Here is a 24,802-nt window from a genome sequence, read left to right on the forward strand (position 1 = left end):
CTCCCTCCTCGTGAGGCGGCGGCACCGAGGAGGGGCAGGGCAGGGTCAGGCTCCGGCCTTTCGCTTGTTGTAGACGTCGAAGCCGACGGCTGCGAGCAATACCAGGCCCTTGATCACCTGCTGGTAGTCGGTACCCACACCGACCAGCGACATGCCGTTGTTCAGCACGCCCAGCACCAGACCGCCGATGATCGCACCAAGGACGGTGCCCACACCGCCGCTCGCGGAGGCGCCGCCGATGAAGGCGGCGGCGATCGCCTCCAGCTCGAAGTTGATGCCGGCCTGCGGGGTACCGGCGTTGAGTCGCGCGGCGAAGACCATCCCGGCCAGGGCCGCGAGGACGCCCATGTTCACGAAGGCCAGGAAGACGACCCGCTTACTCTTCACCCCGGACAGCCTCGCCGCCGCCTCGTTTCCGCCGATGGCGTAGGTGTGCCGGCCGAGGATCGAGTTGCGCATCACGTATCCGAAGCCGACCAGCAGGACGCCGAGGATCAGCAGAACGATCGGCACCCCGTGGTAGCTGGCCAGCAGCAGCGTGAAGGCCACCACGGCCGCGGTGATCGCGCCGAGCTTCACCAGGAAGAGCCCGGCCGGGAGGGGTTCCAGCCCGTACGAGGCGGCCCGCCGCCGTCCGCGCACCTCCTGCAGGATCGCGACGGCCAGCACCACGAAGCCCAGCAGCAGGGTGAGGTTGTGGTAATTGGTGTGGGGGCCGACCGCGGGGAGGAAGCCGCTACTGATGTTCTGGAAGCCCTTGGGGAACGGCGCCACCGACTGGCCCTGCAGGAGGATCTGGGTCCCACCGCGGAACAGCAGCATGCCGGCCAGCGTGACGATGAACGAGGGGATCCCGAGATAGGCGATCCAGAAGCCCTGCCAGGCTCCGGCGAGGGCCCCGATCAGCAGCGCGGCCACCAGCGCCACGGGCCACGGCGCGTGGTGTTTGACCATCATCACCGCGGCGGCTGCCCCGACGAAGGCGGCGAGCGACCCGACCGACAGGTCGATGTGCCCGGCGATGATGACGATCATCATGCCGATGGCCAGGATGAGGATGTAGCCGTTCTGCTGGATCAGGTTGGTGATGTTGAGCGGCTGGAGCAGGATGCCGTCCGTCCAGAACTGGAACAGCAGCACGATCAGCGCCAGCGCGAGCAGCATCCCGTACTGGCGCAGGTTCCCGCGCAGCGCTCGGGCCAGTACGGCACCGGCTGACGGTCGTTGGCCGCTCTGCGGTGTGGGGGGCGTGGTGTCTGGGGTGGTCTTGGTCTGGGCCATGCCTCACACCTGCTTGTCGGGGTATGCCGCGCTCATGGTCATGAGCCGCATGAGGGATTCCTGGGTGGCGTCCGAGCGAGTGACCTCACCGGTGATCCGGCCTTCGGCCATGGTGTAGATCCGGTCGCACAGGCCCAGGAGTTCGGGGAGTTCGGAGGAGATGACGAGTACCGTCTTGCCCTGGGCGGCGAGTTCGGCGATGACGGTGTAGATCTCCGCCTTGGCGCCGATGTCGATGCCCCGGGTGGGTTCGTCGAGGATCAGCACCTCCGGCTCGGCGAAGATCCACTTGCTGAGGACGACCTTCTGCTGGTTGCCGCCGCTGAGCTTGCCGGTCTCCGCGAACACCGAGGGGGCCTTGATGTTCATGGTCCGCCGGAACGATTCGGCGCTCCGGACCTCCTCGTGCCGGTTGACCCAGCCCCGCCGGGCGACCTTGCCGAGGGAGCTCAGCGAGATGTTCCGGCTGATGTCGTCGCCGAGGTCGAGGCCGAGCTGCTTGCGGTCCTCGGTCACGTACGCGATGCCGTGCCCGATGGCCTCCGGCACCGTCCGGGTACGGATCTCCCGGCCGTGCAGCCGCACCCGGCCCCCGGTCCACCGTCCGTACGAGCGGCCGAAGACGCTCATGGCCAGTTCGGTGCGGCCGGCGCCCATGAGGCCGGCTATGCCGACGATCTCGCCTCGACGGACGTGCAGCGAGGCGCCGTCGACCACCTTCCGCCGGTGGTCGATCGGGTGCTGGACGCTCCAGTCCTCGATTTCGAAGGCGACCTCGCCGATCTCCGGGGCGCGCTCGGGGTAGCGGTGTTCCAGGTCGCGGCCCACCATGCCGCGGATGATCCGCTCCTCGGAGATGCCCTCGGAACCGATAGCGATGGTCTCGATGGTCCGCCCGTCGCGCAGGATGGTGACGGCGTCGGCGACTCGGGCGATCTCGTTCAGCTTGTGCGAGATGAGGATGCAGGAGATGCCCTGAGCCTTGAGTTCGAGGATCAGGTCGAGCAGCTTGCGGCTGTCCTCGTCGTTCAGGGCGGCCGTCGGCTCGTCCAGGATGAGTAGCTTGACCTTCTTGGCGAGCGCCTTGGCGATCTCGACCAACTGCTGTTTGCCCACGCCGAGATCGGCGATCCTGGTGTGCGGGCTCTCGTCGAGTCCGACCTGCCGGATCAGTGCGGCGGCGTGGGTCAGCGTCCGGTGCCAGCTGATGACGCCCCGAGTGGCGTGCTCGTTGCCGAGGAAGATGTTCTCGGCGATGGACAGGTAGGGCACCAGTGCGAGTTCCTGGTGGATGATCACGATGCCGCGATGCTCGCTGGCCCGGATGTCCTTGAACCGGCAGGGCTCGCCCTCGAAGTAGATCTCGCCCTGGTAGCCGCCATGCGGGTGGACCCCGCTGAGTACCTTCATCAGTGTGGACTTGCCGGCGCCGTTCTCACCGCAGACGGCGTGCACCTCACCCGCGGCGACCGTCAGGTTGACCTCGGAGAGAGCCTTGACACCGGGAAACGTCTTGCTGATCGACCGCATCTCGAGAACGGGTCGGGCCATGGTTGTGCATCCGTATCGTCGGGGCGGTGCGGCGGCGGCCGGTCTCCCGGGCGTCGCAGCGCCGTGTCGTCGTCGCCGACCCGTCGGCCGGGCTCCGTGGGCTACTTCAGCTGGTCCGCGGTGTACTGGCCGCTGTCCACCAGGACCTTCTGGTAGTTCTCCTTGTCGACGCTGACCGGCTGGAGCAGCTGCGCCGGTACGGTCTTGACGCCGTTGTCGTACTGGCCGGTGTCGTTGACCTCGGGCTTGCCGCCCGTCAGTAGCGCGTCACCCATCTGGACTGCTGCCTTGGCCAGTTGGCGGGTGTCCTTGTAGACGGTCTGGGTCTGCTCGCCCGCGATGATCGACTTCACCGAGGCCAGCTCGCCGTCCTGGCCCGTGACGACGGGAATGGGCTGGCCGGCGCCGTAGCCGACGCCCTTGAGTGAGGAGATGATGCCGATCGAGATGCCGTCGTACGGCGAGAGCACGGCGTCGACGCGTGCGGCGGTGTACGACTTGCTCAGCAGGTTGTCCATCCGGGACTGGGCGAGGCCGCCGTCCCAGCGCAGTGTGGCGATCTGATTGAAGGAGGTCTGGCCGCTCTGCACGACCAGCTTCTTGTCGTCGATGTACGGCTTCAGGACGCTCATCGCACCGTTGAAGAAGAAGGTGGCGTTGTTGTCGTCCGGTGAGCCGGCGAACAGCTCGATGTTGAACGGGCCCTTGCCGTCCTTGAGGCCGAGCTTGTCGACGATGTAACTGCCCTGGAGGACGCCGACCTTGTGGTTGTCGAAGGTCGCGTAGTAGTCGACGTTCTCGGTGCCGCGGATCAGCCGGTCGTAGGAGACGACGGGGACGTGGGCGTCGGCGGCCTTCTGCAGCACGTTGGTGAGCGAGGAACCGTCGATGGCGGCGATCACCAGCAGCTTGGCGCCCTTTGTGATCATGTTCTCCACCTGGGAGACCTGGTTCTCCACGACGTTGTCGCCGTACTGGAGATCGGTCTTGTAACCCTTGGCCTGGAACTCCTTGACCATGTTGTTGCCGTCATTGATCCAGCGCTCCGACGACTTGGTCGGCATCGCGATGCCGACGAGGCCGCCTTTGGCCTCCCCGCCACCCCCGCCCTCGCCTGCTCCGTTGGCGCTCTGGCCGCAGGCTGCCAGCGACAGCGTCAGGCCCAGGGTGACAAGGCCGGCTGAAAGCTTCCGCACAGTTCCTCCAGTGATGTTCCGCGACCGGCACGGTGCGACCCGGTTGGGAGAAGCCGGAAGCGGTCGAGCGGGGCCGGCCGGGAGTCGTTTTCTCGCGCTGTGCGAAGTCCGGGTTGCAGCGGCTCCGGCCTGGCGATACCTGAGTGTTAACGCTCACAAGTGTGCCGTCAAGGGTCTGTTCGGATCACCGTTGGGTTAACAACGGCGCAGGCGATCAGCCACTGTGTCCTGGCGCCCGGGCTGGGTAGTGGGCGGCTCTCGGAGTGGCCGGCTGCCCGCCGCAGTGTCCCTGCCGCTGGATGGTGGTAGCCCGCCGCATCCGCTTGTCCGTCACCGCTCACACAGCCTTCGTCGGCGGTCGGTGGCGTACCGTGGCCCGGAGTCGAGGAGGGAAGTGCGAGTGGGAAACGACAGTGCCGGGACCGAGCGGCGCCACCCTGTGATGGCGGACGTGGCGAAATTGGCCGGCGTGTCCCACCAGACGGTGTCCCGGGTGCTCAACGGCGCCCCGCATGTGCGGCCCGGCACCCGGGAGCGCGTGCTCGCCGCCATCCGTGAGCTGGACTACCGGCCCAACTCCGCCGCCCGCGCCCTGGTCACCCGCCGCTCGCAAACCCTCGGCGTCGTCAGCTTCGAATCCACCCTGTACGGTCCCGCCTCGATGCTGCACGGCATCGAGCAGGCTGCGCGCAGTGCGGGGTACTTCGTCAGCGTGACGAGTCTGCACTCCCTGGACGGCCGCTCGGTTCAGGAGGCCGTCGACCGGCTGCGCGACCAGGGCGTGGAGGGCGTGGTCGTGATCGCTCCCCAGATCTCCGCCGTCAGCGCGGTGGCCAGGCTCTCCAGCTCCGTGCCGGTGGTCGAGGTCGGACCGGGCAGCCAGTCGCGGGTTCCCATGGTCTCGGTGGACAACCGGTCCGGCGCCGAAGCGGCCACCAGGCACCTGCTCGATCTGGGCCACAGTACCGTGCACCACCTGGCCGGCCCGGCCGGCCGGATGGAGAGCCAGGACCGCCAGGAGGGCTGGCGCGGCGCGCTGGAGGCCGCCGGAGGCCCGGTGCCGCGTGTCGAGCCCGGCGACTGGAGTGCGCGCGCCGGCTACCAGGCGGGCTTGCGGATCGCCGAACTGGATGGCGTCACCGCCGTCTTCTGCGCCAACGACCACATGGCGCTCGGCCTGCTGCGCGCCCTGCACGAGGCCAGACGTTCGATCCCGGGCGACATCAGCGTGGTCGGCTTCGACGACATTCCCGAGGCCGCCTACTTCACCCCGCCCCTGACCACGGTGCGTCAGGACTTCGGCGAGCTCGGCCGCAGGGCCCTGGAACTGCTCGTCGAGGAGCTGGAGGGCGTCGCGCACACCCGCACCCACGTGCGAACCCCGCCCGAGATGGTGCTGCGTCGCAGCGCGGGTCCCGTCATCCGCCGTTGAGCCGGCACCGTCGGACTCGGGGCTGACCGCCGCAGCGTCCCACGCTCTCCGCCGCGTCGGCCGCACTCGGTCGAGGGCTCCATTGATCCCTTGACAGGGTGATTGTTAGCGCTAACACTGTCGCCCAACGAGAGAGACGCCCCCATCAACTCGGCAGGAAGGGTTTCCCGTGCGAAGGATGAGAAAGTGACCGTGATCCCTGCCGCCGGGGGCTCGGACAGGTACGTCGTCGGCGTCGACTTCGGCACCCTCTCCGGTCGTGCCGTGGTGGTCCGCGTGCGGGACGGACAGGAGCTCGCGACCGTCGTCCACGAGTACCCGCACGCCGTCATCGAGCGCGAGTTACCCGGCACCGGGCACCCACTGCCGCCCGGCTGGGCCCTGCAGCACTCCGAGGACTGGCGCGAGGTACTGCGCACCGTCGTTCCCGCTGCGCTCGCCGTCTCCGGCGTCGATCCCGCTCACGTCATCGGCATCGCCACCGACTTCACCGCCAGCACGGTCCTGCCGGTGCTCGCCGACGGCACCCCGCTCGCCGAGACCACCGAGTGGGCCGCTCACCCGCACGCCTGGCCCAAGCTCTGGAAGCACCACGCGGCCCAGGACCAGGCCGACCGCATCAACGCCCTCGCCCACGCACGCGGAGAGAAGTGGATCTCCCGCTACGGCGGAAGGATCTCCGCCGAGTGGCAGTACGCCAAGGCGCTCCAGGTCCTGGAGGAGGACCCGGCCGTCTATGCCGCCTGCGCGCGGTGGATCGAGGCAGCCGACTGGATCGTCTGGCAGCTCACCGGCGTCGAGAGCCGCAACGCCTGCACGGCCGGATACAGCGGTATGTTCCAGGACGGCGGTTACCCGAGCGAGGAGTACCTCGCCGCCCTGCACCCCGGGTTCGCCGACTTCGCCCGCACCCGTCTGGAGCACCCCCTCGCCCCGCCCGGCTCCCGGGTCGGCTCGCTGACCGCCCGGGCGGCGGAGTTTACGGGGCTGCCCGCGGGCATCGCGGTGGCCGCCGGCAATGTCGACGCGCACGTGGCCGCACCGGCCGCTCGGGCCGTCGAGAGCGGCCAACTCCTCGCTCTCATGGGCACCTCCACCTGCCACGTCGTCAACGGCGCCGCCCTCGCAGACGTCCCTGGCATCTGCGGCGTGGTCGAGGACGGCATCGTCACCGGCTCCTACCGCTACGAGGCGGGTCAGAGTGCCGTCGGCGACATCTTCGCCTGGTGGCTGCGCCAGGGCCTCCCGGCCCACTACCTCGCCGAGGCCGAGGCGGTCGGTGAAGACCGGCACGCGCTCCTCAGCCGCAAGGCCGCCGCCCAGCCCGTCGGTGGGCACGGCCTGGTGGCTCTCGACTGGATGAACGGCAACCGCTCCACCCTGGTCGACCACAACCTCTCCGGCGTGATCGTAGGCCTCGGACTCAACACCCGCCCCGAGGAGATCTACCGTGCCCTGCTGGAGGCCACCGCCTTCGGTACCCGTGTCATCGTCGAGGCCCTGGAGCAGCGCGGTGTCCCCGTCACCGAGTTCATCGTCACCGGGGGCCTGAAGAAGAACGCCCTGCTGATGCAGATCTACGCCGACGTACTACGCCGTCCCCTCTCGCTCGCCGAGTCGGATCAGGGTCCGGCCCTCGGCTCGGCGATCCACGCCGCCGTCGCCGCCGGGGCGCACCCGGATGTGCGCTCGGCGGCGGCGGCCATGGGCCGGGTGCTCCGGGGGGCGTACCAGCCCGACCCCGGCCGAGCCGACGCCTACGACGCGCTGTACGCCGAGTACCGCGCCCTGCACGACCACTTCGGCACGACAATCTGCTCCGCCGGCTGCGCCGCATCCGCAACGCCGCCCTGACCACGCCGACCACGCCGACCACGGCCCTCACCGACCCGAGCGAGGTACGGTGAACGCGGCCATCGGCCTGATCCGTCGCGAGGTCGGCGGCCTCCACCGGAAACTCGTCCGCCACGGCCCGGTGGTCCGGACGCCGGGCCATGCCTCCGCCGGCGTTCCCGGCGAGGACCTGCTGGTCATCAAGCCGAGCGGTGTCTCCTACGACGAGCTGTCGCCCCAGAACGTGATCCTCTGCGACCTCGACGGGAACGTCGTGATGGCGACCACGCGCCCTCCTCCGACACCGCCGCACACCGGCCCGGGGGATGGTGACCCCACCCTTTCCGAGCCGATGACGCCCGCCCGTACGGCGGGCGTCGCTCCCCTCCCCGCCGCGTCGAACGGAGTAGTCGCGTGTCGCGAGACGCACTCGTGTCCCATGGTGAACTGACGGTGACCCAGGAGACTGCCGCAGAGCTCCCGGACGGGCGGCGTATCACCCGCTGGACGTTTGGCTCCCCGGGGCGCGTGACGGCGGAGGTGCTCAGTCTGGGAGCCCGCTTGCAGGCCCTGCACACGCCGGACCGGGACGGGCGGCGGGCCAACGTCGTCCTGGGCTGCGAGAGCCCAGCGGATCTGTTCGGGGAGGCGGCCTACTTCGGCGCGACGGTCGGCCGCTACGCCAATCGAATCGCTGGCGGAACGCTGCCCCTCGACGGCACGACGCACCGGCTGGCGACCCAGCAGGACGGCCACACCCTGCACGGCGGACCGGACGGCTTCGCCACCCGCCTCTGGGACGGCGTGCCGGTCCGCGTGGGCAGGCGGGCAGGCGTCCGTCTCCGCATGGACAGTCCCGACGGCGATCAGGGATTCCCGGGCGCCCTCACGGCCGAGGTCACGTACCTGCTCGGCCCCGACGGTGAACTCTCCCTCACCTACCGGGCGACCACGGATGCCCCGACGGTCGTCAACCTCACCAACCACATGTACGTCAACCTGGCCGGGGAGGGCCGTGGGACGGTGCTCGGCCACCTGCTGCGGGTCGAGGCCGCCCGTTACACCCCCGTGGACGCAGAACTGATACCGCTCGGTCCGGCCGAGCCCGTCACCGGCACACCGTTCGACCTCCGCGAGGCCCACACGATCGGTGCCCGCATCACCGAGGAACACCCGCAGATCAGCCGGGCCGCCGATGGCTTCGACCACAACTGGGTGCTCGACGGCACCGGGCTCAGGCGGGCCGCCGTCCTGAGCCACCCTGCCAGCGGCCGGCGCGTCGAATGCCTGACGACGGAGCCGGGGCTCCAGGTCTACACCGGAAACCACTTCGACGGCTCGCTGACCGGCCGCTCCGGTCGCCCGTATTTCGCGTACGCGGGCATCGCGTTGGAGACCCAGCACTTTCCCGACTCGCCCAACCGGCCCGAGTACCCCTCCACCCTCCTGCGCCCGGGGGAGGAGTACCGCTCGACGACGGCGTACCGCTTCTCGACCGAGTAGGAAAGGCCGACGTGATGCTTCACAGCCGCCGACCGCTCCGCCGAGCACCCGGTCCTCACCGCACAGCTCACGGTGACCGGGACGGCCCCCGCGCCCCGCGTGGTCGTCGACTTCGACGACCACGCGGACACCGCCATCGTCGACGCCACCCGCACCAGCGGCGACGCAGTGACCCCGGCCGATCCGGTGTGGCCCGCGGTGCTTCTCTTCCGCGACGTCGATCCCTCCGGGGCGGTCCGGGTGGAGGCCGAGACCGCCCTCGAGAACGCGGGGTGCGGGGAGGCGCGGTGGCCCGTCCGGGGGGACGGGCCACCGCCCCTCCCCACACCAGTGCCCGGACCTGCGAGGCAAGGCTCCCTGTGGCCGCCAAGCTCCGCTGCCTCGTCACCTCTCCGACCGGAGGAAGCCCCATGCCGCTCACCGACGAGGCGGACGAACTCGTTCGCAACCGGCCAGAGTTGTCCGATCCGATGGATTTCGACGCCTTCTGGCGGCGGGCCCTTGCCGAAGCCCGGTCGCACGACGCGGCGATCAAGGTGGAACGGGTCACCGCCCAGCACCTGCTGAGCACCGTCGAGGTCGACGACGTGCGCTTCCCCGGCTGGAACGGCGAGCCGGTGGCCGCCTGGCTGCTGCGCCCGGGCAACGCGGCCGGACCGCTGCCGGTCGTCGGTACCTACATGGGCTACGGCGGCGGACGGGGACTGCCCACCGACCACCTGTTCCGGTCCGCCGCCGACTACGCCCAACTCGTCGTCGACAGCCGGGGCCAGGGCCACGACACCCCGGACCGGGGCATGGGCGACGGTACGCAGTGGGTCGAGGGCTTCATGACCCGCGGCATCGACTCTCCCGACACCTACTACTACCGGCGATTGGTCACCGACTGCGTGCGAGCCGTGGACGCGGTCGCGGAGCTGCCCGGTCTCGACGGCCGTCGGATCGTGGTGGCCGGAGCCAGCCAGGGCGGCGGTCTGGCGCTCGCCGTCGCCGGTCTTGCCGGGGACCGCGTGGCGGCGGCGATGCCGGACGTCCCGTTCCTGTGCCACTTCCGCCGCGCTGCCGCGATCTGCGGCGACGGTCCGTACCAGGAGATCGCCAAGTACCTGCGCTGGCACAGCCGCCACCGCGTGGAGCCGGCGTTCGCCACCCTCGCCCACTTCGACGGCGTCCACTTCGCCCGGCGCGCCACCGCGCCGACGCTGTTCAGCGTGGGCCTGATGGACCCGGTCTGCCCGCCCTCCACGGTCTACGCCGCCTTCAATCAGTACGCGGGGGAGGACCGCAGCATGACCGTGTGGCCGTTCGGCGACCACGGCGGCGGCTGCGGCTCCAACCCACCCGTCCAACTGGCCTGGCTGCGCGAGCGTGGCCTGGCACCGGCGCTCTGACCGCCCTGTACCACCGGACCGGGCACACCGCGCGAGGCCCCGCGCGCCCACGCACTGAGCCCCGCCCCGAGACCGAGGAGCCCGACAGACCCATGAGGTACCGCACATGAGCACCCCGGCCTTCCCGGAACTGCCCGCCGGGTTCCGTTTCGGTGCCGCGACCGCCGCCTATCAGATCGAGGGCGCCCACGACGAGGACGGCCGCGGCCCGTCCATCTGGGACACCTTCAGCCACACCTCCGGCCGTACCCTCGCCGGTGCCAGGGGCGACACCGCCTGCGACCACTACCACCGCTACGGCGAGGACATCGCCCTGCTGCGCGGGCTCGGCGTCGACGGCTACCGCTTCTCGATCGCCTGGCCCCGCTTGCTGCCCGGGGGCACCGGACCGGTCAACCCCAAGGGCCTGGACTTCTACGACCGCCTGATCGACGAGCTGCTGGCCGCCGGAGTCGCCCCCGCCGTCACCCTCTACCACTGGGACCTGCCCCAAGCCCTGGAGGACCGCGGTGGCTGGCGCGTCAGGGAGACCGCCGAGGCGTTCGCGCAGTACGCGGCCCTCGCGGCCGAGCGCTACGGGGACCGGGTGGAGCGCTGGATCACCCTCAACGAGCCGTACTGCTCCGCCTTCGCCGGCTACGCCGAGGGGCGGCACGCACCCGGTGCCGAGGAGGGCCGCGGCGCGCTGGCGGCCGCACACCACCTGCTGGTCGCCCACGGCCTCGCGATACGGGAGCTGCGCGCTGCGGGCGCCCAGGAGGTCGGGATCACCCTCAACCTCGACCGCATCCATCTCGCCTCCGCCCTCCCCGAGGACCGGGCCGCCCTGCGCCGTGCCAAGGTCCTCCACAACGAGGTCTGGACCGAGCCGCTCCTCGCGGGCCGTTACCCCGCGCACGAGGCCGAGACCTGGGCCGGCCTCGCCGACGGCCCCTGGCGACTGCCGGGCGACCTGGAACTGATCGGCGTCCCACTGGACTTCCTCGCAATCAACTTCTACCGTCCCGTGACGTTCGCCGCCGCCCCCCACCGCGAGGCCGACCCCGAAATGCGTACCGCCGTGGACATCGGCGTCACCGAGCTGGACCGGTACAGGGCCCGGCACACCACCATGGGATGGCCCGTCGTCCCGGGCGCGCTCACAGAGTTGCTCCGTGAACTCCACGCCCGCTACCCGCGGCTTCCGCCGGTCTGGATCACCGGGAACGGCTCCGCCGAGGGAGACACCGTCGGCCCCGACGGCCGGGTCCATGACACCGAGCGGATCGACTACCTCGCGGACCACCTCGCCGCCGTCGCCGACGCCATCTCCGCAGGGGTGGACGTGCGCGGCTACTACGTCCGGTCGCTGCTGGACAACTTCGAGTGGGCGCGCGGCTACAGTCAGCGCTTCGGCCTGGTCCACGTCGACTACGACACCCTGACCCGGACGCCCAAGGACAGCTACCACTGGTACCGGGGCCTGATCACCGCGCACCGCGCGCAGGCGGAGGAACCCGGCTGACCGTCGAGTGCTGGTCGCCGGCCGAGGGCGTGAACGGGGTCCGCGTCACCCACCGCGCCGGTTCGGTGCGGCGGGGGCCGGAGTACACGCTGCCCGGCGCGCAACCGGATGTGGGGAAGGTGTACCGGGACGGCGCGGCGGTCGAGCTCAGTGCGGGTGAGCTGTCGCTGCGGGTGGACACCTCCCGGCCGTGGCGCATGGAGTTCACCGCCGGCGAGCAGATGCTGACCTCCGTGGGCGAGCGCGGCACCGGCTTCCCACCGACGCCGGCCGGAGCCCTGGAGGCCGGCTTCACCCATCCGGCCTGAGCGGGGCGGCCGGGCGAAAGGGGCGGCCTCCCGGCGGCTTCCTCGTGCGGAGCCGGGCCGTGGAACGTCACGGCCCGGTTCATGGGCACACCGGCTCAGCGGGCGCCGAGGAGGTGTTCGAGGGCGAGCTGGTCCAGCTGCTCGAAGGCCATGCCGCGGCGGGCGGCGGCGTCGACGTCGAACTCGTCGAAGGCGGACGGGTCGGCCAGCAGCCCGGCCAGGCCGTCCGCGGCGGTCGGGAGGGCCAGTTCGGGCAGCCGGGAGGCGGCGAGCGCGGCCCGGACCTCCGGATCGGACCGGAGGGTGCGGGCACGCTCTGCCAGGATCAGGTAGTTGCGCATGCAGCCGGCCGCCGAAGCCCAGACGCCGGCGGAGTCCTCGGTGCGCGGCGGCTTGAAGTCGAAGTGACGGGGGCCGTCGTAGCCGGCCGACTCCAGCAGGTCGACCAGCCAGAAGGCCTGGCGCAGGTCGCCCGCACCGAAGCGCAGGTCCTGGTCGTACTTGATGCCCGTCTGGCCGTTGAGGTCGATGTGGAACAGCTTGTCGTGCCACAGGGCCTGGGCGATGCCGTGCGGGAAGTTCAGCCCGGCCATCTGCTCGTGGCCGACCTCCGGGTTGAGGCCGACCCGCTCGGGCCGCTCCAGCTCGTTGATGAACGCCAGGGCGTGGCCGATGGTGGGCAGCAGGATGTCGCCGCGCGGCTCGTTGGGCTTGGGTTCGATCGCGAAGCGCAGGTCGTATCCCTGGTTCTCGACGTACTCGCCCAGCAGGTCGAAGGCCTCCTTCAGTCGGTCGAGGGCGGAGCGCACGTCCTTGGCCGCGCCCGACTCCGCGCCTTCGCGGCCGCCCCAGGCGACGTAGACCGAGGCGCCGAGTTCCACGGCCAGGTCGATGTTGCGGATCGTCTTGCGGAGCGCGTACCGGCGCACGTCCCGGTCGTTCGCGGTGAAGGCGCCGTCCTTGAACACCGGGTGGGTGAAGAGGTTGGTGGTGGCCATCGGGACCTTCAGCCCGGCCGTGTCGAGTGCGGTGCGGAAGCGCTTGACCGCCTGCTCGCGGGCGGCCTCGCCGGCGCCGAAGGGGATCAGGTCGTCGTCGTGGAACGTGACGCCGTAGGCGCCGAGCCCGGCCAGCCGCTCCACGCTCTCGACGGGGTCGAGGGCGGGTCGGGTGGCGTCGCCGAAGGGGTCCCGGCCCTGCCAGCCGACGGTCCACAGGCCGAAGGTGAACCTGTGCGCGGGGGTGGGGACGAGCGGGTCGCTGGTCATGAGGCGCTCCGGATCTGGGCCGAGGGCTATTTGTAATGGCGAAGAACAAATTAGTATGCGGAGACGTCAGAGGGAACCCCACCGGAGGAACGCATGTCTGCTCAGCGTGTCGTGATCGGTGTCGACAGCTCGACCCAGGCCACCAAGGCCCTCGCCGTCGACCTGGACACCGGCGCCGTCCTGGGCGAGGGCCGCGCCGCTCACGCCGTCAGCGCGGGCGCCGGACGCGAGAGCGACCCCGAACAGTGGTGGCGGGCGCTCGGCGAGGCCATGGCGGGCACCGGCTGGGCGGATCGCGCCGCCGCCTGCTCGATCGCCGGCCAGCAGCACGGCCTGGTCACCCTCGACGCGGCCGGACGGCCGGTGCGCCCGGCGCTGCTCTGGAACGACGTCCGCTCCGCCCCGCAGGCCGCCGAACTCGCAGCCGCGTTCGGTGCGGCAGAGCTCGCCCGCCGCACCGGAAGCGTCCCCACGGCCGCCTTCACGGCCGCCAAGTGGGCCTGGCTGCACACGAACGAGCGCGCCGCCGCCGACCGCGTCGCGGCCGTCCGGCTTCCCCACGACTTCCTGACGGAGCGCCTGACCGGTGAGGCGGTGACGGACCGCGGAGACGCGTCGGGAACCGGCTGGTGGGGCCCGGACGGCTACGACACCGACGTCCTCGGCCGGATCGGCCTCGACCCCGGGCTGCTGCCGCAGGTCCTCCCGCCGGGAGCCCGGGCGGGCGTCGTCCGAGCCGGGATGCCGCTGCGCAGGGGCGCACTGGTGGCGACCGGGACCGGTGACAACATGGCCGCCGCCCTCGGCCTGGGCCTGACCCCCGGACGTCCGGTGCTGAGCCTCGGTACCTCCGGCACGGTCTACGCCGTCGGCCGGACCCGGCCCACCGACCCGGGCGGAACCGTCGCAGGCTTCGCCGATGCCCTCGGCGGCTGGCTGCCGCTCGCCTGCACGCTCAACTGCACCCTCGCCGTCGACCGCTTCGCCGCCCTCGTCGGCCGCGACCGGGAGGACGTCGAGGGAGGCGGCACGGCGGTGGTGCTTCCCTACCTGGACGGCGAGCGCACCCCTGACCTCCCGGGTGCTTCCGGCCTGGTCCACGGCCTGCGCCACGACACGACGCCGGGCCAGCTGCTCCAGGCCGCCTACGACGGCGCCGCCCACGCCCTGCTCGCGGCCCTGGACGACGTGCTGCGCGCCGGAGGCGAGAGCCCCGCCCCCGGCGAACCACTCCTGCTGATCGGCGGCGGAGCCCGCGGCAGGGCCTGGCAGAGGACCGTCCTGCGACTGTCCGGGCGAGCGGTCCAGGTGCCTGAGGCCCGGGAACTGGTCGCGCTCGGGGCCGCCGCCCAGGCCGCCGCACTGCTCACCGGTGAGCCTGCCGATGCCGTCGCCCGGCGCTGGCGGACCGCCGAGGGCCGGGTACTGGAGCCCGTACCCCGTGACGAGGACACGCTCGAACGGATCACCAGTACGCTGCGGCGGGCGCGGGCCTTGCAGGAGGTCCCGCCGGGAGAGCGATAGGAGGGTCGGGCCGATGACGGGGACCGGCAGGGCGAGCGGGGGCGCGGAGGCCGCGCCCGCCTCGCAGCAGGGGATGCGCCGGCGGAACCTCGCGGTGGTGATCGGCGTGGTCGCCGCGCACGGCCCGCTCTCCCGGGCGGGCGTGGCCGGGCACACGGGCCTGACCAGGCCGGCCGTCTCCTCCCTGGCCGACGAGCTCATCGGTCGAGGAGCGCTGACCGAGACGGAGACCGCGCCCAGCGGACGGGTCGGCCGCCCCGGACGGGCGCTGGCCCTGAACGATCGGGGTCCCGCGGGCCTCGGCCTGGAGATCGGCGTCACCCATCTCGCCGCGTGCGTCGTGGACCTGCGCGGTGAACCCCGGGTCTGGCGTCGCGTGGAGCGGGCCAACGCGGGCCGGCCGGCCGGAGAGGTGCTGGCGGAGGCCGCCGCGCTGGGCGCCGAGGCGGAGTCCGAGGCCGCGGCCCTCGGCCTGCGCGTCGAGGGCCGCGTCCTGGCCGTGCCGGGGGTGGTGCCGAACGAGCCGGGCGGACTGGTCGTGAACGCTCCCAACCTCGGCTGGCAAGCCGTCCGCCCCGCCGACCACTGGCCCGACCCCGACACCGCGCCCGAGCCGGAGAACGAAGCCAACCTCGGGGCGCTGGCCGAGCAGTGGTACCAGGGAAACCCCGCCGAGACCTTCGTACACGTCTCCGCCGAGGCCGGAATCGGTGCCGCACTGGTCATCGGCGGGCAGCTGTTCCGGGGCGCCCGCGGCTTCGCGGGCGAACTCGGCCACCTGCCCGTCCACCCGGAGGGCGCCCGTTGCGCCTGCGGGGCGCGCGGTTGCCTGGAGCAGTACGCGGGCGAAGCGGCCGTGCTGCGCGAGGCCGGGCTGGGGCGCGTCGGCGACCCGGTGGCCCTGCTGGCCGAGCGGGCGGGAGCCGGGGACGCGGCGACCCTGCGCGCCCTGGACCGCGCAGGACGGGCCCTGGGCCTCGCCCTCACCTCGGCGGTGAACCTGATCGACCCGGACGGCCTCGTTCTGGGCGGCGCCTACGCCGAACTCGCCGACTGGCTCCTCCCATCCATACGCGCCGAACTGGCCGCCCGGATCACCGTCCGGCCCTGGATCCCGGAGGCGGTACGACCCTCCGCCCTGGGGCGCCGCGGACCGGTGCTGGGCGCGGCCTGGTCGACCGTCCGAGAAATCATCGCCGATCCCACTCGCCTGCCGGCCCGGTAGTGCTGTGACCGCGTGGGTTCGCCGGGCTGGTGGCCGCCGTTCCCCGGTGCACCGGGGCGGTCAGTCGTCCATCGCGCTCGCAGCGAGTCGCCGCTCGGACAGGCGGCCGGCCACTGCTCCACGGCCGTGATGTGGACGGTCGCGGCCGGTGCCAGGCTGCGCGGACCGTGCCGGGCTTCAACTGGTTCACAGTCCCAGTGCCAGCCGGTAGTACGCCTGGTTCCAGCGGAGATCGCGCCGGAACTGCCTCGGGGTGGTGGTCTCGTCGATGAGGGCGAGCTCCAGGCGGAGCATTTCCGCCAGGTCGTCGAGGTGGTCGGAGGCCAGGGCGGTGCTGAGGACGGTGTGGTGCGGTCCTCCGGCCGTCAGCCAGGATTCGGTGGAGGTCCGCAGGTCGGGGCGGGGCCGCCAGACCGCGCGGGCGACGGGCAGTGCGGGCAGCGGGTGAGGGGGTGCCACCACGTCGATGTCATTGGCGATCAGGCGGAAGCGGTCGCCGAGGTCGGCGAGCCCGACCACCACGGCCGGGCCGGGTGCCGCGTCGAACACCAGCCGCACCGGGTCCTCCCGCCCGCCGATGCCGAGGGGGTGGATCTCGCAGCTGGGCCTGGAGGCGGCGATGGTGGGGCAGACTTCCAGCATGTGCGCGCCGAGGATGAGCTCGTTGCCGGGTGTCAGGTCGTAGGTGTAGTCCTCCATGAAGGAGGTGCCGCCCGGAAGGCCGGCGGCAGCCACCTTGAGGGCGCGCAACAGGACGGCGGTCTTCCAGTCGCCCTCTCCTCCGAAGCCGTACCCCTGGGCCATGAGCCGCTGGACCGCGAGGCCGGGCAGCTGGCGCAGTCCGCCCAGGTCCTCGAAGTTGGTGGTGAAGGCCCCGAAGCCGCCCGTTTGGAGGAAGGTGCGCAGGCCGGCTTCGATGCGGGCCGCGTAATGCAGCGCGTCGTGCCGTTCGCCGCCCGGTCGCAGTTCCGGCGCCAGGTCGTACAGGTCGGCGTACTCCTCGACGAGGGAAGCCACGTCGGTCTCGTCCGCGCTGTCGACGACCTTCACCAGGTCGTTGACGCCGTAGGTGTTGACGGAGACGCCCAAGCGCAGCTGGGCCTCGACCTTGTCGCCCTCGGTGACGGCCACGTCGCGCATGTTGTCGCCGAAGCGGGCGACCTTGAGGGTGGCCAGTTCGGATCTTGCGGCGGCCGCCCGCGCCCAGATCGCGACGCGTGCGCTCGTCTCGGGATCGGTGACGTGGCCGGCCACCGTTTTGCGGGATACGCCCAGACGGGTCTGGATGTGCCCGAACTCGCGGTCTCCGTGGGCGGCTTGGTTGAGGTTCATGAAGTCCATGTCGATGGTGTCCCAGGGCAGGGCCACGTTCGACTGGGTGTGGAGGTGCAGCAACGGCTTGCGCAGCGCGTCCAGTCCGGCGATCCACATCTTGGCCGGCGAGAAGGTGTGCATCCAGGCGATCAGCCCGATGCACCGGTCGTCGGCGTTCGCGTCGAGGCACACCCGGCGGATGGCGTCGGCGTCGGTCAGTACCGGCTTCCACACCACGCGCGCGGGAATGCCGGAGGCGTCGGCCAGCGCGACGGCGATCTGCAGCGACTGTTCGGCGACCTGCTTCAGCGTCTCCTCCCCGTACAGGCCTTGGCTGCCGGTGAGGAACCAGATGTCCTGGGCGGGGGATGTTCGGCTGGGCACATGGACTCCTGAAGGTGACGTCCCGCAACGGTGGTGAGGGCGGCGGGCGGGTGGGAATGCGGGAACGGACAACGGGGCGGGGGTCAGCCCGCGGTGTGGGTCGTGTCGCGGATGTGCCTGAGGCGGTGCAGCAGGCCACCCGTGGCGAAGTGGTCGTGCAGGCGCCGGTATTCGGCGAAGAGGGCGTCGTACGCCTCGGCCCGGGTGGCGTCGGGCAGGTAGACGGCCGGCAGTCGGCGGCCCATGGCGGCGGTGGCCGTCCGTACGTCGCCGTGCGCGCCGGCGGCTACGGCGGCGTGGATGGCCGACCCGAGGGCGGGGCCCTGGTCGGACGCGGCCAGGGAGACGGGGCGGCGCAGCACGTCGGAGTAGATCTGCATCAGCAGTTCGTTCTTGGCCAGTCCGCCGGCGACGATGAACTCGTGGACCGGTACGCCGCCTGCCTCCAGGGCCTCCACGATGACGCGCGTGCCGAACGCGGTTGCTTCGAGCAGTGCGCGGTAGACGTCCTCGGGGCGGGTCGCGAGGGTAAGACCCACGATGACTCCGGAGAGGTGGTGGTCGACGAGGACCGAACGGTTGCCGTTGAGCCAGTCGAGGGCGACCAGTCCGTGTCCGCCGACCGGCTGGCCGGCGGCCTTCCGGGTCAGCAGGGTGTGCAGGTCCTCGCCGCGCTCGGAGGACTCGGCGAGGTAGTCCGACGGGACGCCTTGGTCCAGCACCCAGGCGAAGATGTCGCCGACCGCACTCTGGCCGGCCTCGTAGCCGTAGGTTCCCTCGACGATCCCGCCGGCCACGACACCGCAGATGCCGGGGACGTCGGCGAGGACGGGGGAGTTCACGACGTGGCAGGTGGAGGTCCCCATGATGGCGAGCAGTTGTCCGTCCTCGACTGCCTGGGCCGCCGCCGCGGTGACATGGGCGTCGACGTTGCCCGCGGCCACGGCGATGCCGGGGCGCAGCCCTGTCCACGCTGCCGCCTCCGTACTGAGCGAGCCCACTCGTGATCCCAGAGCGGAGAGGGGGAATTCGAGGCGGGTGCGTGCGAAGTCGGCGAACCGGGGGTTCAGCGCGGCCAGGTACTCCTCGCTCGGGTAGGCGCCGTCCTGGTGGATGCCCTTGTATCCGGCGGTGCAGGCGTTGCGGGACTCGGTTCCGGTGAGCTGCCACACGATCCAGTCGGCGGCCTCGATCCACCGCGCGCAGCTTTCGTAGACGAGCGGGTCTTCTTCCAGGACCTGGAGCGCCTTCGCGAACTGCCACTCGGCGGAGATCCGGCCGCCGTAGCGGGCGATCCACTTCTCCCCGCGGGCGTGGGCGAGTTCGTTGATGCGGTCGGCATGGGACTGGGCGGCGTGGTGCTTCCACAGCTTGGGCCACGCGTGGGGCCGTCCGGCGAGCTCGGTCTCGGCGAGGGGAGTCCCGTCGGCCAGCGTGGGCAGGACGGTGCAGGCGGTGAAGTCGGTGGCGATGCCGATCACCGCGGCGGGATCGATCCCGGCCGCCGCCAGGGCCTGCGGGACGGCGCGACGCAGTACGTCCCGCCAGTCCTGGGGGTGTTGCAGGGCCCAGTCCGGAGGCAGCGGCGCACCGCCTTGCGGCAGGTATCGGTCGATGACGCCGTGCCGGTAGGGGTGGACCGTCGCGGCCAGCTCCTGACCGTCGCGAACCCGCACCACCACGGCGCGGCCCGACAGGGTGCCGAAGTCGACACCGACCGTGTACTGCTCCGATTCCTCGGAAGGAGGGGCGGGCGCGAGGAGATGGGGTGACGTCAACTGAGAGCCTTTCGAAGGAGCCGTGGGCGGCACGCGGCGCGGCCCGGCAGCCGGAGATGCCGTCCCGACCATCCTGGCGGTCGGCGGAGGATCCGATGAGCTTGCAGTGTGAGCGCTAACAATGTCGATAGGCAAGGGGTCTGCGTGGATCATGTGGGAGACCCTCATGGTGCGGCGGCCTTCGTATACGGGGCCGCGGCTCGATATGCCTTTGATGCGCGGCGGGTTGGGGTTTCCGATTCGGGTAGGCGGGGGCGATGGTCGCGCGAACGGAGGGAGTCCGCGTTGCTGTCGCATCTGACGCGGTAACGGACAGGTAACGCGCGCAAAGGGGTTGAGAACCCGGCTTGTTAGCGCTCACAATGCGACGGCGCCCCCTCAAGACCATCCCGCTCCTGTCGCCGCGCCCCCGCCCCCGGCCCCCGCTCCGGCCCCGCCACGCCCATGACCACGGGCACAGCCCGGCATCGGCCGCGCGGAGCCTCATCCGTAGCCCCCGAAAGGACACCCGTCATGGCTCGCAGAGCAGCCCTCGTCCTCACCGTCGCCCTTCTCGCCTCCTCGGCGCTGACCGCCTGCTCGACCGAGGGCCCCGCCTCCGCCCCGGCCTCCGGCGCAAAGACGGGCTCCGGCGGCACGATCACCATGGGCTTCGCCCAGGTCGGCGCCGAGAGCGGTTGGCGTACCGCCAACACCAAGTCCGTCCAGGAGGCGGCGAAGAAGGCGGGGATCGAACTCAAGTTCTCCGACGCGCAGCAGAAGCAGGAGAACCAGATCAAGGCGATCCGCACCTTCATCCAGCAGAAGGTCGATGTGATCGCCTTCTCGCCGGTCGTGGAGTCCGGCTGGGACACGGTGCTCAAGGAGGCCAAGGACGCGGGCATCCCGGTCATCCTCACCGACCGGGCCGTGGACACCAAGGACACCTCCCTCTACAAGACCTTCCTGGGCTCGGACTTCGTCAAGGAGGGCAAGTCCGCGGGCGAGTGGCTGACCGGCGCGTACGCGAACGAACAGGGCCCGGTCAACATCGTCGAGCTCCAGGGCACCACGGGCTCAGCACCCGCCAACGACCGCAAGGCCGGCTTCGCCGACGCCATCCGCACCGACGGCAAGTTCAAGATCGTCGCCTCGCAGACGGGCGACTTCACCCGCGCCAAGGGCAAGGAGGTCATGCAGGCGTTCCTGAAATCCCAGAAGGACATCGACGTGCTCTACGCCCACAACGACGACATGGCCCTCGGTGCCATCCAGGCCATCGAGGAGTCCGGCAAGAAGCCCGGTACGGACATCAAGGTGATCTCGGTGGACGGAATCAAGGACGCCTTCGTCGCCATGACCGAGGGCAAGATCAACGTCGTGGTGGAGTGCAACCCGCTGCTCGGCGACCAGCTGATGGAGCTGGCCAAGAAGGTCGTGGCGGGGGAGAGCGTGCCGACCCGGGTCGAGACCCAGGAGGGCGTCTTCCCGCAGGACAAGGCCGCGGCCGCCCTGCCGTCCCGGAACTACTGACGCGACAGGTTTTGGTGCCGGAGGAGGCCCGGATCCGGTGCCTCCTTCACCCTCCGGAGCCCGTTCCACCACCCCACACATGAGAGGAGGGCGGATGACGCATCCGTCCACCCCGCCGGCCAGGGGCGCCGGCGGCCCGCGGCCGGTCCTGGAAGCCCACGGCATCCGCAAGCGGTTCCCGGGCGTGCTCGCGCTCGACGGAGTCGCCCTGCGGCTCTTCCCCGGTGAGGTGCACGCCCTGATGGGCGAGAACGGCGCCGGGAAGTCCACCTTGATCAAGGTGCTCACCGGTGTCCACCCCGTCGAAGGCGGCACCATCCTCGTCGACGGCCGGCCCCACACCTTCGCAGACCCCCTCCAGGCGCAGCAGGCCGGAATCAGCACCGTCTACCAGGAGGTCAACCTCTGCCCGAACATCTCGGTCGCCGAGAACATCCTCATCGGACGCGAACCGCGCCGGCTCGGTCTCATCCAGTGGTCCGCGATGCGGCAGCGGGCGGCAGAGCTGCTGACGGAACTGGACCTCGACCTCGACGTCACCAGTCTGCTCGGTTCGCACTCCCTGGCGGTGCAGCAGCTGGTCGCCATCGTCCGGGCGGTGGACGTCTCGGCGCAGGTGCTCGTGCTGGACGAACCCACCTCCAGCCTGGATCGCGAGGAGGTCGCCCAGCTCTTCACCCTGGTGCGTCGCCTGCGGGACCGCGGTGTGGCCATCCTGTTCGTCACGCACTTCCTCGACCAGGTATTCGACCTCTGCGACCGCGTCACCATCCTGCGCAACGGCCGGCTGGAAGGCGAGTACCCGATCGGGGAACTCACGCCGGTGACGCTGGTACAGCGCATGATCGGCGGAGAACTGGCCACCCTCGACCAGCTGTCCGGCCGTGCCCACGAGGAAGCGGCGGAACGGGCGGCCGGCGAGCCGTTCCTCCAGGCCCGACAGCTGACCCGTACGGGCTCGATCGAACCGTACGACCTTGACATCCATCCCGGCGAGGTCATCGGACTGGCCGGCCTCCTGGGCTCGGGCCGCACCGAGGTGGCGCGCCTCCTGTTCGGCGCGGACAGCGCGGACGCCGGCGAAGTGAGCATCGAGGGCGAGAAGGTGGTCCTGCGCAGCCCCCGCCACGCCATCGCCCGGGGCATCGCGTTCTGTTCCGAGAACCGCAAGTCCGAGGGACTGGTGGGCGAGCTCACGGTCCGCGAGAACATCGTCCTCGCCCTGCAGGCCGCCCGCGGCTGGACCAGGCCGCTGGCCCGTGCGAAGCAGGACGAACTGGCGCGGCACTGGACAGAGGCCCTGGACATCCGCCCCGCCGACCCCGAAGCGCAGGTGCGCCACCTCAGCGGAGGCAACCAGCAGAAGGTCCTCCTCGCCCGCTGGCTGCTGACCGCACCCCGGCTCCTGATCCTCGACGAACCCACCCGGGGCATCGACATCGGGGCCAAGGCGGAGATCCAGAAACTCGTGGCCCGCCTGGCGGGCGAAGGCACCGCCGTGCTGTTCATCTCGGCGGAACTCGAAGAGGTCCTGCGCCTGAGCCACCGCATCGCCGTGCTCCGCGACCACCGCATGGTGGCCACCCTCACGAACGACGACACCGTCACGCCCGAACGCCTCCTCACCACCATCGCCACCGGAACGGACTCATGACCACCCAGCCCGCCAAGTCCGGGGCGGCCGCCGCGATCGGGAGACGGGTGGCCGGCCACCGCCTGCTGTGGCCCGCGCTCGCCCTGCTCGCCCTGCTCCTCGGCAACCTCGCGTTCCACCACGACTTCTTCTCCGTCCGCGTACGCGACGGCCATCTCTACGGCAGCCTCATCGACATCCTCCAGTTCGGTGCGCCACTCGTCCTGGTGGCGCTCGGCATGACCCTGGTCATCGCCACCCGCGGGATCGACCTCTCGGTGGGTTCCACCGTCGCCATCGCCGGCGCCCTCGCCTGCGGGCACATCTCCACCGCCGCGCATCCCGGCAGCGTCGCCACCATGCTCACGGCCGTCGCCCTCGCGCTCGGCGTCGCCCTCGTGCTGGGCCTGGCCAACGGCTTCCTGGTGTCCGGGCTGGGGGTGCAGCCCATCGTGGCCACCTTGATCCTCATGGTCGCGGGCCGCGGCGTCGCCCAGCTGATCACGGACGGCCAGATCGTCACGGTGACCAGCGCCCCCTACAAAATGATCGGCGGGGGCTACTGGCTGACCTTCCCGTTCGCCGTCCTCCTGGCGGCCGCCCTCGTCGCGCTCACCGCCTTCGTCACCCGCCGCAGCGCACTCGGCATGCTGATCGAGTCCGTCGGCGGCAACCCCGCGGCCAGCCGCCTGGTCGGCATCCGGGCCGGCGGCCTGCTCGCCCTGGTCTACGTCTTCAGTGCCCTGTGCGCCGCCGTCGCCGGACTGATGATCAGCTCCAACGTCTCCAGCGCCGACGGCAACAACGCCGGCCTGTGGATCGAGCTCGACGCGATCCTCGCCGTCGTCGTCGGCGGCACCGCACTGACCGGAGGACGCTTCTCCCTCGGCGGCACCGTCCTGGGCGCCCTGATCATCCAGACCCTGTCGACCACCGTCTACACCCTCGGCGTCCCACCCGAGACCACCCTCGTCTTCAAGGCCTTCGTCGTCATCGTCGTCTGCCTCGTGCAGGCCCCGGTCTTCCGGGCCAAGGTCCTGCGCCGCCGCAGGACGACCACTCCCCGATCCCACACCACGGCGGGCGCCGCCCCGCTGCAGCAGGAGGTACGCGCATGAGTACCGGCATCGCGAGCGCCGCCGCGCACCTCACCCGCCCCTTCGCGACCGTGTCCCCGCGCACCCGCACCCGTATCCCACTGATCGTCACGGCCGTCCTGCTGGCCGTCATGTTCAGCGTCGGATCGGTGCGCTACGAGGGCTTCCTCTCGGCGCAAGTCGTGCTGAACCTGCTGATCGACAACGGATTCCTCCTGGTCGTCGCGGTCGGGGCGACCTTCGTCATCCTCACCGGCGGCATCGATCTGTCCGTCGGCTCCATGGTGGCCCTGTCGACCATGCTCACCGCCTGGCTGGTCGAGTCGCACGGCTGGCCCCTGGCCACCGTCATCCCCCTGGTCCTGCTCGTCGGCGCCGGGAGCGGGACGCTCATGGGCTGGATCATCCACACCTTCGAGATCCAGCCGTTCATCGTCACCCTGGCCGGCATGTTCCTCGCCCGCGGGCTCTGCTACACGATCAGCACCGAATCCATCACGATCAGCGACCCCACGACGGCGGGAATCGCGCAGACCCGGCTGTACGGGCCGGGAGGACTGTTCGTCTCGATCCCGGTGGTCATCGCCCTGGCCGTGCTGGTGATCGCCTTCGTCGTCCTGCACCACACGCGCTTCGGCCGCAACGTGTACGCGCTGGGCGGCAACGAGTCCTCCGCTCGGCTGATGGGTCTTCCGACGGGCTCCACCAAGATCGCCGCATACGCCGTCAGCGGCCTGTGCTCCGCACTCGGCGGCCTGTTGCTGACCTTCTACATGCTCTCCGGCTACGCCCTCCACGCGATGGGCATGGAACTCGACGCGATCGCCGCCACCGTGATCGGCGGCACGCTGCTGACCGGAGGCTCCGGTTTCGTCCTGGGCACCGCCCTCGGCGTGCTCGTCCTCGGCACGATCCAGACGGTGGTCAACTTCCAGGGCACGCTCAGCTCCTGGTGGACCCGGATCGTCATCGGTGCCCTGCTGCTCGTGTTCATCGTGCTGCAACGCCTGATGAGCGGCCGCCGCCCCGCCGCCGACTGACTCCGGCTCCGCAGCCCACCCGCCCGTG

General features: G+C 71.0%; 18 protein-coding genes and 1 pseudogene. 13 read left to right on the forward strand and 6 right to left on the reverse strand.

Going from position 1 to position 24,802, the window contains the following annotated elements:
• Window positions 1-45: 45 nt before the first annotated feature.
• From mmsB to chvE, 3 genes are all read right to left on the reverse strand, one after another.
• Entirely contained in the window at window positions 46-1,281 is a 1,236-nt protein-coding gene (gene mmsB, locus PV721_RS04150) for a multiple monosaccharide ABC transporter permease (protein ID WP_319721411.1), read from the reverse strand.
• A 3-nt stretch (window positions 1,282-1,284) separates the two neighbouring features.
• Entirely contained in the window at window positions 1,285-2,832 is a 1,548-nt protein-coding gene (gene mmsA, locus PV721_RS04155; RefSeq protein ID WP_319721412.1) for a multiple monosaccharide ABC transporter ATP-binding protein, read from the reverse strand.
• A gap of 101 nt (window positions 2,833-2,933) precedes the next feature.
• Window positions 2,934-4,028, reverse strand: coding sequence for a multiple monosaccharide ABC transporter substrate-binding protein (gene chvE / locus PV721_RS04160; protein WP_319721413.1), 1,095 nt, complete (start codon window positions 4,026-4,028; stop codon window positions 2,934-2,936).
• Window positions 4,029-4,470: 442 nt separating this feature from the next.
• Here chvE and PV721_RS04165 point away from each other — a divergent pair, with 442 nt between their 5' ends.
• The 7 genes and pseudogenes from PV721_RS04165 to PV721_RS04195 all read left to right on the forward strand — a co-directional run bounded on the left by PV721_RS04165 (window position 4,471) and on the right by PV721_RS04195 (window position 11,999).
• Window positions 4,471-5,460, forward strand: coding sequence for a LacI family DNA-binding transcriptional regulator (locus PV721_RS04165; protein WP_416371023.1), 990 nt, complete (start codon window positions 4,471-4,473; stop codon window positions 5,458-5,460).
• A 186-nt stretch (window positions 5,461-5,646) separates the two neighbouring features.
• Window positions 5,647-7,367 (forward strand): annotated as a pseudogene (locus PV721_RS04170) (ribulokinase).
• Complete coding sequence (locus PV721_RS04175) at window positions 7,364-7,744, forward strand: class II aldolase/adducin family protein (RefSeq protein ID WP_319721415.1); 381 nt, start codon at window positions 7,364-7,366, stop codon at window positions 7,742-7,744. The pseudogene PV721_RS04170 and the gene PV721_RS04175 overlap by 4 nt, the downstream one beginning before the upstream one ends.
• A gap of 2 nt (window positions 7,745-7,746) precedes the next feature.
• Window positions 7,747-8,796 (forward strand): aldose epimerase family protein, encoded by a 1,050-nt coding sequence (locus PV721_RS04180; RefSeq protein WP_319721416.1) that lies wholly within the window; start codon window positions 7,747-7,749, stop codon window positions 8,794-8,796.
• A 410-nt stretch (window positions 8,797-9,206) separates the two neighbouring features.
• Window positions 9,207-10,187, forward strand: a complete 981-nt coding sequence (locus PV721_RS04185) for an acetylxylan esterase (RefSeq protein ID WP_319721417.1) — start codon at window positions 9,207-9,209, stop codon at window positions 10,185-10,187.
• 106 nt (window positions 10,188-10,293) lie between these two features.
• Window positions 10,294-11,691 carry a GH1 family beta-glucosidase gene (locus PV721_RS04190; protein WP_319721418.1) on the forward strand — a complete coding sequence of 466 codons (1,398 nt, stop codon included), beginning with the start codon at window positions 10,294-10,296 and terminating at the stop codon, window positions 11,689-11,691.
• Between the two features lie 29 nt (window positions 11,692-11,720).
• Window positions 11,721-11,999 carry a hypothetical protein gene (locus PV721_RS04195; RefSeq protein ID WP_319721419.1) on the forward strand — a complete coding sequence of 93 codons (279 nt, stop codon included), beginning with the start codon at window positions 11,721-11,723 and terminating at the stop codon, window positions 11,997-11,999.
• A gap of 95 nt (window positions 12,000-12,094) precedes the next feature.
• On the opposite strand, the gene xylA is transcribed toward PV721_RS04195, so the two are convergent.
• Window positions 12,095-13,267: a xylose isomerase gene (xylA, locus tag PV721_RS04200; RefSeq protein WP_319721421.1), complete on the reverse strand. Its 1,173-nt coding sequence runs from the start codon at window positions 13,265-13,267 to the stop codon at window positions 12,095-12,097.
• A gap of 93 nt (window positions 13,268-13,360) precedes the next feature.
• Between xylA and xylB the strand changes: the two genes are divergently transcribed.
• Both xylB and PV721_RS04210 read left to right on the forward strand, forming a co-directional pair.
• Entirely contained in the window at window positions 13,361-14,791 is a 1,431-nt protein-coding gene (gene xylB, locus PV721_RS04205; RefSeq protein ID WP_319721422.1) for a xylulokinase, read from the forward strand.
• A 13-nt stretch (window positions 14,792-14,804) separates the two neighbouring features.
• Window positions 14,805-16,016, forward strand: a complete 1,212-nt coding sequence (locus PV721_RS04210; RefSeq protein WP_319721423.1) for an ROK family protein — start codon at window positions 14,805-14,807, stop codon at window positions 16,014-16,016.
• 186 nt (window positions 16,017-16,202) lie between these two features.
• Here PV721_RS04210 and araA read toward each other — a convergent pair whose 3' ends face one another.
• Together araA and PV721_RS04220 are read right to left on the reverse strand one after the other, a co-directional pair.
• Window positions 16,203-17,714 carry an L-arabinose isomerase gene (gene araA, locus PV721_RS04215; RefSeq protein WP_319721425.1) on the reverse strand — a complete coding sequence of 504 codons (1,512 nt, stop codon included), beginning with the start codon at window positions 17,712-17,714 and terminating at the stop codon, window positions 16,203-16,205.
• A gap of 83 nt (window positions 17,715-17,797) precedes the next feature.
• Window positions 17,798-19,492 (reverse strand): ribulokinase, encoded by a 1,695-nt coding sequence (locus PV721_RS04220; RefSeq protein WP_319721426.1) that lies wholly within the window; start codon window positions 19,490-19,492, stop codon window positions 17,798-17,800.
• Window positions 19,493-20,005: 513 nt separating this feature from the next.
• Here PV721_RS04220 and PV721_RS04225 point away from each other — a divergent pair.
• The 4 genes from PV721_RS04225 (at window position 20,006) to yjfF (ending at window position 24,774) form a co-directional block, all read left to right on the forward strand.
• Window positions 20,006-21,004: an ABC transporter substrate-binding protein gene (locus PV721_RS04225; protein ID WP_319721427.1), complete on the forward strand. Its 999-nt coding sequence runs from the start codon at window positions 20,006-20,008 to the stop codon at window positions 21,002-21,004.
• A gap of 94 nt (window positions 21,005-21,098) precedes the next feature.
• The gene (locus PV721_RS04230; RefSeq protein ID WP_319721428.1) at window positions 21,099-22,658 is read left to right on the forward strand and encodes a sugar ABC transporter ATP-binding protein; all 1,560 of its coding nucleotides are present in this window, start codon (window positions 21,099-21,101) and stop codon (window positions 22,656-22,658) included.
• The gene (locus PV721_RS04235) at window positions 22,655-23,755 is read left to right on the forward strand and encodes an ABC transporter permease (protein ID WP_319721429.1); all 1,101 of its coding nucleotides are present in this window, start codon (window positions 22,655-22,657) and stop codon (window positions 23,753-23,755) included. The genes PV721_RS04230 and PV721_RS04235 overlap by 4 nt, the downstream gene beginning before the upstream one ends.
• Window positions 23,752-24,774, forward strand: a complete 1,023-nt coding sequence (gene yjfF / locus PV721_RS04240) for a galactofuranose ABC transporter, permease protein YjfF (protein ID WP_319721430.1) — start codon at window positions 23,752-23,754, stop codon at window positions 24,772-24,774. Before PV721_RS04235 ends, yjfF begins: the two co-directional genes overlap by 4 nt.
• Window positions 24,775-24,802 lie beyond the last annotated feature (28 nt).

Source organism: Streptomyces sp. MB09-01, from assembly GCF_033794505.1.
GTDB lineage: Bacteria > Actinomycetota > Actinomycetes > Streptomycetales > Streptomycetaceae > Streptomyces.